Genomic DNA, 15532 nt, shown 5'->3' on the forward strand with positions numbered 1-15532 from the left:
TAATTTATTCATTCATGCGTTTGTCGTGGGAATACTGGGTCATAAGACGGCTCACATAATAGCATGGAAGATTATGATGTTCGCAAAACTTGTTAAGCGATGCCGTCTGATAGCTCTCCTCTATGTATCTTAATGCTTCCAGCACAATCTGACTTTCATAGGAAGATGGGGAGCCGACTGTGATCGTATACGTTCTATTTGATAATTCCATCAGCAGAACTCCCATCGTTGCCTGCAAAATTCTCTTGCTGTTTCTCGTCTGATTCAAAAGACTTCGTGTCATATTCTCCAACAGATTCTGAGCGTCCGGCAAATCCTGCAAATGAAAATGCAAAAATTCCTTATCCTCCACATCATTTTCCGCCGCTTTTTTTATAAAACGCCGAAGCGCCGTATCTTCGTTCAGCATGCTGAGCGGATATTGTAAAAACTCCGGAAGAACAAATATTTTAATTCCAATATCGTTATACCCCGAGGCGCTTGCTGAATGCGGTGTTCCCTGTTTGATAAACAAAACATCATCTGCTTCCAACTTAACTTCTGTCTTATCGATAATATGTGTCGCCGAACCACTGAACATATATATTATTTCCATGTATTTATGCGTATGCTCCGGGATATCTACAAATCTCGGCTGTTTCATAATATCGATCATAGCCCCTTCGCGAATCATCTTGTCCGTATCTATGACGGAACTTCCTTTTTTTATCACATAAGGCGCTAGCACGTTTTTCTCATTTTTAATAAATTCTTCTTCCTTACTGTCTATCTTTTTCAAATATTCCAATAATTTCCGTTTCACAAATTTTCTCCTAGACTTGTTTTTGCAAATTATAGCACAATTTTTTTTCTTTCTCTATAATTACTTCCTTTTTGTACAAAAAAATAACCGCTTTTACCATTTATTTCCTTTTTTTGCAAAAATCAACGGTTTTTTTGCAATTACCGTTCTAGCGGATTTACAAAAAATATATTATACTACTACTGTATAAGCGATTTATCACAATCGTTTTCCAAAACTTTATACGCACTTAAAACAAGAAAACCGGACATCTTACCCCTTCTCAACGTGTCCGGTTTTTTGTTATCTATTTTTAAATAAATCTCCCTAAGAATCCATATATTCCATTGGATTCACCGGTTCCCCATCTTTTAGCAGCTGAAAATACAAATTACAACCTTCCACACTGTAATATTTTGTAGGCTCACTTAAGTATCCTACCAGTTCGCCTTGCTCCACATAATTTCCTTCCTGTACCGGAACTTCTTTCAATTGCCCGTAAACAGCCTCATAGCCATTTCCAAGGTCCATCGTCACCGTGTTCCCCGTCTGCGCATTGACCTCCACTGATTTTACAATTCCTCTTGCAGATGCCGTTACCTCTGTTCCAACTTCTCCCCCGATAATCAATGCCGGATTGTATTTGTATTGATCCAGCGTAGAAAAATAAATCGTCTTATCCATGCTGTAATTCATCAACACATTTCCATCCACAGGCCATGCAAGCAGATCATTTTCTGAAAATGCCAGCGCATCTGGCTGTGTTGCCGTTGGTGAGGTCTGATTCTGTCTCTGCTCTGTCTGTGTTTGTGTCTCTTCTTTTTGTTTTTCTGTCTCCTGTGCTTTGTTCTGAATTGCCTGACTGTTTGTCGTTTGGCTCTTTTCTGTCTCTTTAATGTCTTTTTGTTTTTCTTCAGTATCAGTTTTTTCTTCCGCCTTTGCCAGCTGTCTGCTCATATCTCTCTTATAACGGCTGAATGTAAAAAATCCCACTAACGCAATTACCGCCACAAAACAAATGACCAGACCGACCGCAGCACCTTTCCCTCTTCTTGAAGGTCCTAGATTATTTTTCATATTTATCACCTCTGACTATATTTTTGCCAGAAAATGATACGCTTATTCTACATTCAACAAAATTTCCGCGACCTCTTTCATTTCTGTTCCCTCGTAGAAATACTGCAAAATTTCATCGTATTTTTTACCTTCTTTTGCCATCTCATTTGCCGTATTTTGGCTCATCCCAAGTCCATGACCAATTCCTTTTGTCGTCACACGCATCTTTCCCTCAAACTCCTGCAGTTCAAAGCAGCTGGACAACAATCCATATGTATCCCGAAAGGTTTCTCCGTTCAAAGTCTCCTCGCCCACTTTTACTCCGGTCACATATCCGGCGCTGTCCTGAGAAGTAATTTGCGCTCCCGCTGCTTTGATGAGCTTACTTTCCATCTGCCCGTCCGCTTCCACATCCTTCGGACACTCCTTCATCTGCAGATACGGATACTCATCCGTCCCAAGTACTTCTTTGCCAATTCGAGTTTTTCCATTGCTTAACTGATGGAACGGCACCATTGCCAGTTGGCCATTGTACATCACAACTTGTCCATCGGTCTCATTCCAAACACGCTCCAGTTTTTTATAATTTTTCTGAAATGCACTCCTGCCCCATTGATTTTTCATATCAGATTTCGTAAAAAAGCGCTCCGTCATAACTGCTTTCTCTCCTTGTTCCTCAATTTTTTTATAGATAGTTGTCCGAACAATGACAGCCTGTGCTTTCAATGCCTCCTCTTCAAAATCAACTGAAATCTCTTTTGCCAGCGTTCCAATACAGTACTCTTTCAACGGAACCTCTTTTGTTCCAGACTCCGTTTTTACTTTAATATAACCATTTTTTCCGTCTTGATTTGCCTCTATGCTTTTCCCATTCATAAATATGGTAATAATATATGGCAATAATACAATAATCACAAATACCGCGCATATTTTTTTTATTTTCCGTTTCATACAAACAAGCCTCCCATACTTTATTGTATGAGAGGCTTATCTCTTTTATGAGTTTCTTTTTCTTACAAGTACCACTGCACCTGCTGCTGTCATCGCAAGCATCCAGCCAGCTGCCGCTGTTGCATCTCCTGTCTTCACCGGTTTTTTGTCCTGAGAAGGATCTTTCTTATTTGTATCACCTTTTGAAGGATTCTGAGGATCCTTTGGATCTTCTTTTCCAGGCTCGTTCTTTCCTTTTACTTTCACTGTAAAATCTGCACTCGCTGTCTTGCCTTCTGGATCTGTCACAGAGATTGTCACGATAACATCTGTGTCCTTCTTCGGCGTTGTCACTGTTCCATCTAATGCGATAATACCTTCCGGATTTACTTTTGTAATCTGGATCTTATAGCCTTCTGGGACTTTCGGAAGAACAAGTTCTGTCTCTCCCTTTGTAATCACTGTCGGTACTTTCTGTCCTGCAATAATTTCATCTAAGATATCCTGCGCTGTCGGAGCTTCCGGTTTCACATCCATTTTCTTAAAGTTTGCTGTCAGTGTTGTGTTTGCTGTCACTGCAAATGTATATGGATTGGAACTACTTACTTCTTTTCCGTCTGTATCTGTCCAGTTTACAAACTCATATCCTTCATTTGCTGTCGCTGTCACAGTCGCATTCATGCCATCTTCATAGACACCATCTTCTTTGTCCATAGAGACAGTTCCCATCGCTTTTTCACTATCTTTTACATTTACAGAGACCGTATACTTCTTAACCGGTGTCTCTTTTTCTTCCACTGTAACCTTGACTATCGCTTTCAATCCATCTGGATTCGCAATTCCTTCCGGTAGAGTTAAAGCGCCTTCCAATACATATGTCTTACATTCCTGTGCATTGTAAGTTCCTTTCTCCCATGTCACATCTACTTCTGCTGTCTCGTTCTTTCCATATGTGACAGATACTTTTTCCGGCAGATCCAAATCTTCAAATGCAGTTCCCTGTACAACGGTAATATCATCTAGTTTTTCCACATCTGTGATGTTTTTGTCTTCTGTCTCACCAGTCTTTTCAAACTTCGCAATCAAAGCTGTATTTCCATTCACCTTGAACGTATACTCTGCTTTTTCAGATACTTTCTCGCCGTTTGGACGATACCATCCCTCAAATGCGTACCCTTTATCCGGTGTCGCTGTAACCGTCACAGATTCTCCTGCTGACACATCTTTACCACCGCTTACTTTTCCACCTGTTTCTGCTTCCACATATACGGTATAAATCTTATCGGTTACTTTTTTATCTGCAATATTGAATTCAGATACGGTTACCCAGCCATCATTTGACTGAGTTGCAACAAACTTGAATCCGTATACCATTTGTTTGTCGAACGTAAATGCTTTCTCTGATTTGTCAGCCGCAAATGTCTTATCTTTTGCAACCTCTACCCATTTTCCGTCCTTTTCAGTCTGAATATAAAGAGACGCCTTTGTTACCTGACCACTGTTCGTGTCCTGACGTGGAGCAAATAACACTTGATTAATTTCATATCCTTTATCAAATTTAACTTCTGCCCAGATACTTCCATCTGCACCTTTACCTGTTCCGGCTGCTCCGGCACTTGTCGGAACTTTGTCTTTTGTAGCCTGAGACCAGTCAGAGTGCCAGTGTGTAGAAGAACTGTTATCAAATGCCATGCCTATGACACCTTCTTTTCCACCACCTTGTGAAGTCGGAGTCTCTGACTCTGCTGTTCCGGTCCAAGCCGCTTTATTATAAATATCCTGTTCCGGTTCTTTTGCTGATACAACTACATTATCAATCACCGCAGAGACTGTCTCTGTCTTAGAACCGATTCTTTCCAGCGGCAGTGCAAATGTGGCATTGGTAATATTCTCTTTTTTCACCATGTCATTGTGAATGAATTTTCCTTTTGCATCCGCAACAAACTCGCCATTTACATACAGACTTGTCTTCTGCTGATCGGTTGTGATTGTAATAGTTACATTCTTTCCTACCGGAAGCTCATAGTCAAAATAGTAATTGTAAAGCTCTCTTGTAAATCCTAATTTGCCATCTTCCATAATTCGGATATCGTGTGTTCCATATGCCGCGTCAGACTCAAATAAGATATCACCCGGTTTTGCCGGCTCTTCCAACTTAATGTCAAATGACAATTGGTTTCCATTTCCAAGCTCTTCAATCGGTGATGTCACATAACTTTCGCCATCTTTTAATACCAATGCGTTTTCTTTTACTTCCGCATTCTTTCCTTCTTTCAGATCACGTTTGTTCTCCGAACCGTCTTTTAAGCCATCTTCGAAATCATAGCTTTCGTAATTTTCACCTTTTTTGTCTTCCTGATAATAAGGATTTGTATTCGGTCCTGTTCCTTTATCGGTTGCTAATTTTGCAAGCGCATCTGCACTTCCTTTTTCCTTACCAGTTGCAGCCCATGTCTTCTCCGCATAAAATGGAAGTGCATCAAAGAAACGCCAGTATAAATCAGATTCGCTTAATCCGGACGCTCTCTTGTCAATGTTATCGCTCCAAAGTGCAAATGCTGCCCCGAGCATCTGGTCATCGCCCGCCGGAACATACTTGTATGCTCCGCCTTTTACTCTTACTTTATTTGCCTCAAACTCATTAAAAATTCGCTCTACATTTAACAAATCTCCATACGCATTTGCACGTGCTTTACTTCCATCTGGAACCATGTAGCCAAAATTATCAATTGTGTTGATGAGATCATATCCCATATTGTACATTTCGATTCCATCTGCCCAGTCGGCTGACCAAAGATTCATCTCCACATTTTCAATAGCTTCTTTATCAATCTCTGTCACCGGATTATCTTTGATCCATGTAAGGCCGCCCCACATACGCACTGTATTTGTCTCTTTTACATGAGGAACCAGATCATTTACAAATCCGCGGTACGCTTTGTAATCTGCCAAAAATTCGTCTGCACCGATATGTACGGTTGTCTCACTATCAAATGTTGGATTGTCACCCTTTGTATAATCATCAAAAATTTCTTTGATTTTTTCTTTTGTCTCTGTCTTAGAAACGTCAAGATGATCTACCAGTGGTCTGTTTGCATTTAAAGACGAAACTTTATTTTTTACCATCAGATCCGGCCATATCTTTGTAAATGAAGTTGCATGTGCCGGCACGTCAATCTCAGGAACAATATTCATGCCAAGAGCTCTCTCGTCCTGAATAAATTGTCTGAAATCTTTCTTAGAGATCGAGTAGTCTTTCGCTGTAGGTGTCTCCCCTTTTTCATTAGAAAGTCCGGATTCCAGACGGAAGGCCTCATAAGCTTTAAATGCCTCATTTTCCTGAGCGCCCTTTCCGTAATCCTCCAGGAAAATGTAGTTATCTGACAAATGTGCCTGGAAATCGTTCATTTTATAATAGCGCATCGTTCTTGTAACTTCTTTCATCATCTCCAAAGAAACCGGCTTACGAGCAACGTCAAACAAGAATCCACGCGTCTCAAAACGAGGATAATCACGCATCTGCCCAACATTGTATCTCTCATTGTTTTCTTTATACATCTGAAGGATTGTCTGCATGCCATACATGTTACCTGTGGTGTCAACAGATGCAACATTGATACGGTCTTTTTGAATATCCATCGTATATCCTTCTTCTCCGAGAAGCTCATCCGGCGCTTTCAGCTCAAAGTTGAATGCATTCGCCTCAGCCCCGCCTTTTTTCGCTGTCAGCTTGATTCCCGTGAAATCCTCATAATCACTTACAAACTCATCTACAACATCTTTTAATTTATCATCTGTATAGGTAACTGTCTTTAGGGAAGATACCGCTATCTTCTCCGTCGAGTCCGAATACCACTCCTGAATCTCCGGAATTACAGTTGGTTTGGCATTCTTACCATCTGCCTGAGTCTTTGTTCCTTTGACAATATAATCAACATCTTTCGTTTCTTTCCCTTTTCCTGTTGCAGTCTCTGTTACAACATAAGATACCTTTACAGTCTTGTCCGTCAACGGATGTACGATTTTCCCATTATCCCCAATAATCTGCTCAAAATCTGCTCCGTTTAGTTTTACCGAAAAACCAGCCGGAACTACAGGCATCTCAAGTGTATCTACATCTGCCGCAATTGTCTTACTCTCAGCTTCAATAGCTTCTACTACCGAATCCAGAGTCGCTCCCTGCTCTGCCTGATCGTTGGAATACACCTCCATCTCCAAAATTCCGATATTATTCCATTCTGCTGCTTCCGCAACAAAATTACAAAGCTTCAGTTCTTTTGCCTCAATCGGCTGGTCCAGTCGAATGACAACTTCGTTTTTATATCCTTCTCCCTGCTTTGTATTTGTAAAACTCTTCGCAGTCTTCTCTTCACCATTTTTATCTATATATTTTATATCAAAGCTTTTTACATTAGATGGCTGCGGCGCCACATCTCTTTCCAAAAAGTGAATCTTAATCTCTTTCACAGAAGTCAGTCCTGCAAATTTGGAATTTAACCAAATATTGGTTGTCGGTGTCTCGTAGTCACTCGCCCAACGATTCGCCTTATCAGTCTTGCCGTCTTTTACTTTATCTGCGGTAAATTGTGTATTTTTCTCCACACTGGAAGCCGTAACAGTCGCATTCGCCATATGATTTTTATTTGGAGTCGCATCTGCAACCTCCACCAACTCACTGTACACCTCAATCTCATTGATTCCTACATTCTTCCAGTTGATTGTTCCCTGGTCTGCCGAAAGTACAGTTACTTTTACTTTTGTCGCTTTATGATTCTTATCTAATTGAATCACTTCTTTTTGTTTTGCCTTGGCAGTCTTTTTATAAACCTCTGTATATTTTCCGTTTTCTTCTAATTCAATTTTATAGCTTAAAATATTCTGTGCTTCATCTGTTCTCTCAAAATTAATATTAATCTGGCGTACTGTCTTCTCACCGTCCAAATCAATTTCAATCCATTCATTATCTGCCTTGTTCTGTGCAGTTCCCCAACGGGTAGCCATATCACCATCCACAGCTTTTGCTGGCGATGTATCAATCTGATCACTCACCTCATAACTACTCGCCGTCACATTGCATCCTTTTGCGAGATTTAAGTTCTCTGCTGCCTGTACCGGTCCCATATCAACCAAAGCGATATTTGCTATCATAACCGTTGCCAGCAATCCACTTACAACCTGTTTCTTTTTCATTCTCCTCTTTATCTCCTTTCCTTTTCTACATAGAATTGCTAAAAAAGACCAAAGTATCCCTCTCTCATTCAAAGTCTACCCTGGTCTTGCCTAATTCAATAGTAACAATCCTATCTGCCTGTCTCAATTATTTCTATAATAACAAATTTCATCTATTATTTCTATATTTTCTATATTTTTTCTATTTTTTTAGTTGATATGCACAATTTAAATTGCACGTTTTTATTCAACTTTCCGCAATCACTTTAATCTACAGTGACTGCGTCTCGATTTGTTTTAAAATACATAGCTCTTGCAATTTTGCTCTTTTCAAGATACCCTTGCATCTCAAGATTTCCAAGCACTTGCTTTCTCAAATACGTAGAATCACTGATTCCCAAGTGCTCTGCAATCTCCGAAACTTTATGAGCCCGGTGATAGCAAAAAGAAAGAACCTTATCATCATAATCAGTCCCACTCTGTACCGGCACAAAATTCAGAACTGGAAGATTGTTATCTTCCACTCCATCCATATAGGTCAAATCTGGTAATACAAGCGTAAAATGATCCGATGAAGAATAAATATATGGTCGATGCATTTCATCTGCCATTTTATACTCTTCCACAATTTTATCAAATCCTGTACCGGCCGCCTCCATCACATTACAGCTTACTAAGACAGCTGTAATCAGTTCATTTCTTCTTTTCGAAATAATACCTGATAAGTCATACGTTTTTCCTATCTTTTCGCCTCTGTAAAAACTTCCCGGAGAGGAAATTTCCAATCTGTCCTTAAACATATCAACTTGAATCTGTGTCCCATCAAGAAAATAATCCCGATGTGCAACGGCATTAATTACCCCTTCAAATAATGCTCTCTGTGGGTATGCATCGATATTTTTTCTAGTATCTCCAAGTTTAATCATAGAATGATTCATTCTCTGCGTGACAAATTCCATAATGTAATTGATGACATCCAAAATATTTCCTGAAAAACGATTGATTGTTACAATTCGTTCGCTCCCCTTGTTAAATCCAGAAAATACAGAACATTGCACCTCTGTCTTTTTATCTTGATAATCATCAGCAAACAACGTTGCTCCATTCGCAAGAAAACCTTCCTCATCATAAAATCCCATTGATTGCAATGCTTTTTCTGATAACTCTTTTCCATTATTGTGTGAAGTGTAAAACTGACGAAGCTTTTTAAACTTGGACACATCATATTTTACATCTGATGTCAAAATATCATATTGCGTATTTTTACTTTTCACACTCATTTCTATAATTTCTTCATAAGTTGCTCCATTTGTAAAACCATCTCTTCTCATAAAAATAGATGGGATATTTTTATATTTTAAAATGATTGGTTTGACAGCAGATTCCAGTACTCTTACACGTATCAGAAATCGTTCTTTACCTTTGATTTCATAACGAATAAAAGAGGGTTCCATCCGTGGTCTCGGCACCAAATGTTCATTGACCTGGTTATTGAAATAATTACGTTCATTATCTGCCGCACTTCTATCAAACCCAATCAATTTATTTGTTTTATCCTCTACTCCAATATAAAACTCTCCGCCCTGAGCATTTACAAATCCTGCGATTGTCTTCAGCCATCCTACTACATCGTCTCTGTTTAATTTGCTCTTGCACTCAAATTTGTCGTTCTCCAGTTGTATATCGTCTATCACTTCTTCCAAATACATCTAATCACCTCACCTATTTTCTCTACGATTATTTTACTTCAAGCTCACTTCAAAGTCAACTTCAAGCTTACTTCAAAGTCACTTCAAAGTAATTTGAAGTGAGAGTTCACACAATTAGTTTTCCACAAAAAAAGATTTCAAACCGGTAGTTTTCCCCACCGATTCAAAATCTTTTTCTTTCAACTTTTCTATTATTCTACATCTGTCACTTCCACTGTGACTTTATCCAGTTTCCAAATATCATCTACATATTCCTGAATTGTTCTGTCTGATGTAAACTTACCACAAGATGCTGTCTGGATCAGCGCCATCTTAGACCATCTGTCCTGATCTCTGTAAGCTTCTTCCACACGTTTCTGTGCTTCTGCATAGCTTCTGAAATCTTTCAAGATAAAGTAAGTGTCGGCTCTGTCGCTGCTGTTTGTATTCAGCAGAGAGTTGTACAGATCTCGGTAAAGTTCTCTGTCACCGTTTCCGTAAGTTCCGTCTACAAGCTGGTCTACCACACGTTTGATATCCCAATCATTAAAGTAAATGTCAATCGGATTGTATCCGCCATTGTTCTCATAGTTAATAACTTCATCGGAACTCAACCCGAAAATAAATGCATTTTCCATTCCGACTTCTTCCACAATCTCCACGTTTGCGCCGTCCATTGTTCCAAGTGTCGGAGCGCCGTTTAACATAAACTTCATGTTTCCGGTTCCGGATGCTTCTTTTGATGCTGTAGAAATCTGTTCACTGACATCTGCTGCCGCGAAGATCAGCTCTGCATTGGATACTCTGTAATCTTCGATAAACACAACTTTAATCTTTCCGTTGATGCTTCTGTCATTATTAATCACATCTGCGACAGAATTGATCAGCTTGATCGTCTGTTTTGCGCGTATATATCCAGCCGCCGCTTTTGCGCCAAAGATAAATGTTCTCGGATAGAATGACATCTCCGGATGCTCTTTGATCTGATTGTACAGATACATCACATGTAAAATGTTCAATAACTGACGTTTGTACTCATGAAGTCTCTTCACCTGAACATCAAAGATAGAGTTCGGATCTACTTCAATTCCGTTGTGTTCCAAAATATATTTCGCAAGACGAACTTTATTTTGATACTTGATCTCCATAAATTCTTTTCTCGCTTTTTCATCTTCCACAAGTGGTTTCAGTTTTTCCATCTCCTGCAAATCTGTGATCCATCCTTTTCCGATATGAGCTGTAACCCAGTCAGCGAGAAGCGGATTACCATGCAGCAAGAAACGTCTCTGAGTAATACCGTTTGTCTTATTGTTAAATTTCTCCGGCATCATCTCATAGAAATCTTTCAGTTCCTGATGTTTTAAAATCTCTGTATGCAGTTTTGCCACACCGTTTACAGAATATCCTGCTACGATCGCAAGATGCGCCATCTTCACCTGTCCATCATATAAAATCGCCATACTGCGTACTTTATCTTCATTGCCAGGATATTTTGCACGGATTTCATTTACAAATCGGCGATTGATCTCTTCCACAATCTGGTAAACACGAGGTAGCAGTCTCTGGAACAAGTCGATTGGCCATTTTTCAAGCGCTTCTGCCATGATCGTATGGTTTGTGTAAGCACAAGTCTTCGTCGTAACCTCCCACGCTTCATCCCATTCCAGTCCATGCTCATCCATAAGCAGTCTCATAAGCTCTGCAACCGCAACTGTAGGATGCGTATCATTCATCTGAATCGTCACTTTTTCGTAGAACTTATGGATATCATCATGGTCTCTCAAATATTTGTCAACGGCTTCCTGCAAACTTGCAGAGATAAAGAAATACTGCTGTTTCAGACGAAGCTCTTTTCCCGCATAATGGTTATCATTCGGATACAGTACCTCTACAATCGTCTTTGCAAGATTCTCCTGCTCTACAGCTTTTTGATATTCTCCACGGTCAAATGAATCCAAATGGAAGTCTGTGATTGCCTTCGCATCCCAGATGCGAAGTGTATTTACAAGGTTATTGTTATATCCGACAATCGGCATATCGTATGGAATCGCAAGGACAGACTCAAAATTCTCCTGAATAAACATATCCTTTCCTGTCTTTGGATCTTTTTCCACACGGATATTTCCTCCGAAACGCACCTCTTTTGCGTATTCTTCACGTCGGATTTCAAATGGATTTCCTTCTTTTAACCAGTTATCCGGTGTCTCGACCTGATATCCATTCTCTATTTTTTGTTTGAACATACCGTAATGATAGCGGATTCCGCAGCCATAGGCTGCGTATCCCAAGGTTGCAAGTGAGTCAAGAAAGCATGCTGCCAGACGCCCGAGTCCGCCATTTCCAAGTGCCGCATCTGGTTCTTGATCTTCAATCACATTCAGATTGATTCCCATCTCCTCCAATGCTTCCTGCACTTCTTTATAGTCAGTCAAATTGATCAGGTTGTTACCCAAAGCTCTTCCCATCAAAAATTCCATAGACATATAATATACAGTTTTTGGGTCATCTTTTTTATATTGTTCCTGTGTCATCAGCCATCTGTCGATGATATCATCTTTTACAGCATAAGACACTGCCTGAAACAATTGCTGCTGTGTTGCTTCCTCTACTGTCTTTCGATACAGTCTTTTTACATTGCTTTTTACAGTTTTTTGGAATTCCACCTTATCAAATTTTTCACGGTACATAATCACAACCTCCTATTTTTCTACTCCCATAGTCATAGTTTCACCGTTGATGTTCCATTCTTTTTTGTATCCGCCAGGTGTTCCTTTGATTACTTCTGTAGCCAAAACTTCTCCGCCAATTTCAGTTTCATATTTTTCAAATACAGCCTCTGCCTTTTCTGTTCCCTGATAATATAGTTTAATCTTATCTGTCACTTCAAAGTCTGCTTCTTTTCTCATTGTCTGAATCTTGCTGATCAGCTCTCTGACAAACCCCTCTTCCAGCAATTCTTCTGTCAGGTTTGTGTCTAAGACAACTGTGATTCCATTATCACTCTCAGATACATAGCCTTCCATCTGAGCTGTATCGATCAAAAGATCCTCTCTGAACAATGTCACTTCCTGTCCATTTACGTCCAATTTCAAAGCTTCTGTCGCATTCAGTTCATCCATTGCCTGATTTCCGTCTAAGTTTGCTAAAGCTTCTTTGATTCCGCCCAGTAATTTACCGTATTTCGGTCCTACTGTTCTCATCTGTGGTTTAAATGTATAAGAAGTAAAGTTTCTCACATCATCTGTGAATTCCATCTCTTTTACGTTCAACTCTTCTTCCACGATTTCCTGATAAAATTCAGGTAATACTACATTTGATTTTACAAACATCTTTCCAATTGGCTGACGGTTCTTGATATTTGCTGTATTACGGCACGCACGTCCCATAACAACCAGTTTCAGAACTTCGTCCATGTTTGCTTCCAAATCTTTATCGATATAAGCCTCGTTTGCAGCTGGATAATCACATAAGTGAATACTTTCCGGAGCATTTGCATCAATGCTTCTTACAAGATTCTGGTAAATGTCTTCTGTCATAAACGGAATCATCGGTGCAGCCACTTTTGCCACTGTCACAAGTGCTGTGTAAAGTGTCATATATGCGTTGATCTTATCCTGCTCCATTCCTTTTGCCCAAAAACGTTCACGGCTTCTTCTTACATACCAATTACTCATATCATCTACAAAATCCTGCAATGCTCTTGCACTTTCCGGAATTCTGTAGTTTGCAAGATTATCATCTACTGTCTTGATCAGTGTGTTCAGTTTTGACAGTAACCATTTATCCATAACAGATAATTTATCATATTCCAAATTGTATTTTGTTGCGTCAAATTGGTCGATTTCCGCATAAAGTACGAAGAATGCGTAAGTATTCCACAATGTACCCATGAATTTACGCTGTCCTTCCACAACCGCTTTTCCGTGGAAACGGTTCGGCAGCCATGGCGCGCTGTTTACATAGAAATACCAACGGATTGCATCTGCTCCGTATGTCTCTAATGCATCGAACGGATCGACTGCATTTCCTTTGGACTTACTCATCTTCTGTCCGTTCTCATCCTGTACGTGTCCGAGAACGATAACATTCTTATAAGGCGCTTCATTGAAGATCAATGTGGAGATCGCAAGCAATGAGTAGAACCATCCACGAGTCTGGTCAACCGCCTCTGAAATAAAGTTTGCCGGGAACTGCTGCTCGAATAATTCTTTGTTCTCAAATGGATAGTGGTGCTGTGCAAATGGCATTGCTCCACTGTCAAACCAGCAGTCGATTACTTCCGGAACACGGTGCATCTCTTTTCCACAATGCGGACACTTGATTGTCACAGCGTCGATAAATGGGCGGTGAAGTTCGATGTCATCCGGACAGTTGTCGGACATCTCTTTTAATTCTGCAATGCTTCCAATTGAATGCATATGTCCACATTCACATTCCCATACATTTAACGGAGTTCCCCAGTAACGGTTACGGCTGATTCCCCAATCCTGAACATTTTCAAGCCAATCGCCGAAACGTCCTTTTCCGATGCTCTCCGGAATCCAGTTAATCTTGTTGTTGTTTCTGATCAAATCTTCTTTTACCGCTGTCATCTTGATGAACCATGACTCACGTGCATAGTAGATAAGCGGTGTATCACAACGCCAGCAGTGTGGGTAGCTGTGCTCGAAATTCGGAGCATCAAATAAAAGATTTCTCTTTTCCAGATCTTCTAATACAAATGGGTCTGCTTTTTTACAGAATGTTCCTGCCCAAGGTGTCTCTGCTGTCATCTCACCTTTTTCATCTACTAACTGTAAAAATGGAAGGTCATATTTACGTCCTACCTGAGCATCATCCTCACCAAATGCAGGAGCAATATGAACGACACCTGTACCGTCTGTCAATGTTACGTATGTGTCACATGTCACATAGTATGCTTTTTTATTCAGTTCCACAAATGGGAATAATGGTTCGTATTCTTTTCCTTCTAAATCTGTACCGACATAGCTTTCCAATACTTCGTATGCAGGAGTTCCCTCTTCCGCAAGATTTCCAAGTACTGTGTCAAGCAATGCCTCTGCCATATAGTATGTGAATCCGTCTGCTGCTTTTACTTTTACATAAGTCTCATCTGGGTTCACACAGAGAGCCACGTTTGACGGCAATGTCCAAGGTGTTGTTGTCCATGCCAGAATATAAGCGTCTTCGTCTTTTACTTTAAATCTTACGATTGCGGATTTCTCTTTGACATCTTTGTAACCCTGCGCTACTTCGTGGCTGGAAAGCGGAGTTCCACAACGCGGACAGTAAGGTACAATCTTGTATCCTTTATATAACAATCCTTTATCCCAAATCTGTTTTAATGCCCACCATTCTGATTCAATGAAATCGTTGTGGTAAGTTACATATGGATTTTCCATATCTGCCCAGAAACCAACAGTCGCAGAGAAGTCTTCCCACATCCCTTTATATTTCCAGACACTCTCTTTACAGTGTGCGATAAATGGCTCCAAACCATACTCTTCAATCTGTTCTTTTCCGTCTAATCCAAGCATCTTTTCCACTTCAAGCTCTACCGGAAGTCCGTGTGTATCCCATCCTGCTTTTCTAGGTACCATGTACCCTTTCATTGTACGGTATCTCGGAATCATATCCTTGATAACACGAGTCAACACGTGGCCGATATGCGGTTTCCCGTTCGCTGTCGGAGGTCCGTCATAAAACGTATATGTCTCCCCCTCCTTACGATTTTCCATACTCTTCTCAAAAATCTTGTTATCAGCCCAAAACTTTTCCGTCTTCTTTTCACGATCTACAAACTTTAAATCTGTGGATACCTTCTGATACATTTCTTCTTCCTCCTTCTTATTTGGGGACGTAGTATTTTTCAATTTTACTACGTCCCTAATTGACACATGCCCTGTCC

General features: G+C 40.1%; 7 protein-coding genes. All 7 read right to left on the reverse strand.

The features are described from left to right. Positions 1–4: 4 nt before the first annotated feature. The 7 genes from AC6I5B_RS17915 to ileS all read right to left on the reverse strand — a co-directional run bounded on the left by AC6I5B_RS17915 (position 5) and on the right by ileS (position 15455). Positions 5–802 carry a cupin domain-containing protein gene (locus AC6I5B_RS17915; protein ID WP_497773508.1) on the reverse strand — a complete coding sequence of 266 codons (798 nt, stop codon included), beginning with the start codon at positions 800–802 and terminating at the stop codon, positions 5–7. A gap of 306 nt (positions 803–1108) precedes the next feature. Beyond that, a complete protein-coding gene (locus AC6I5B_RS17920; RefSeq protein WP_497773509.1) occupies positions 1109–1858 on the reverse strand; it encodes a peptidoglycan DD-metalloendopeptidase family protein in 750 nt (249 codons plus the stop codon). A gap of 42 nt (positions 1859–1900) precedes the next feature. Then, a complete protein-coding gene (locus AC6I5B_RS17925; RefSeq protein WP_004613212.1) occupies positions 1901–2788 on the reverse strand; it encodes a SpoIID/LytB domain-containing protein in 888 nt (295 codons plus the stop codon). A gap of 45 nt (positions 2789–2833) precedes the next feature. After that, the gene (locus AC6I5B_RS17930) at positions 2834–7957 is read right to left on the reverse strand and encodes a discoidin domain-containing protein (protein WP_235837107.1); all 5124 of its coding nucleotides are present in this window, start codon (positions 7955–7957) and stop codon (positions 2834–2836) included. A 245-nt stretch (positions 7958–8202) separates the two neighbouring features. Beyond that, positions 8203–9645 carry an ATP-binding protein gene (locus tag AC6I5B_RS17935; RefSeq protein ID WP_497773510.1) on the reverse strand — a complete coding sequence of 481 codons (1443 nt, stop codon included), beginning with the start codon at positions 9643–9645 and terminating at the stop codon, positions 8203–8205. Between the two features lie 191 nt (positions 9646–9836). After that, positions 9837–12311 carry a glycogen/starch/alpha-glucan phosphorylase gene (locus AC6I5B_RS17940; RefSeq protein WP_004613215.1) on the reverse strand — a complete coding sequence of 825 codons (2475 nt, stop codon included), beginning with the start codon at positions 12309–12311 and terminating at the stop codon, positions 9837–9839. Between the two features lie 12 nt (positions 12312–12323). Continuing rightward, positions 12324–15455 (reverse strand): isoleucine--tRNA ligase, encoded by a 3132-nt coding sequence (gene ileS / locus AC6I5B_RS17945; protein WP_044987355.1) that lies wholly within the window; start codon positions 15453–15455, stop codon positions 12324–12326. Positions 15456–15532 lie beyond the last annotated feature (77 nt).

Source organism: Faecalimonas nexilis (assembly GCF_059731825.1).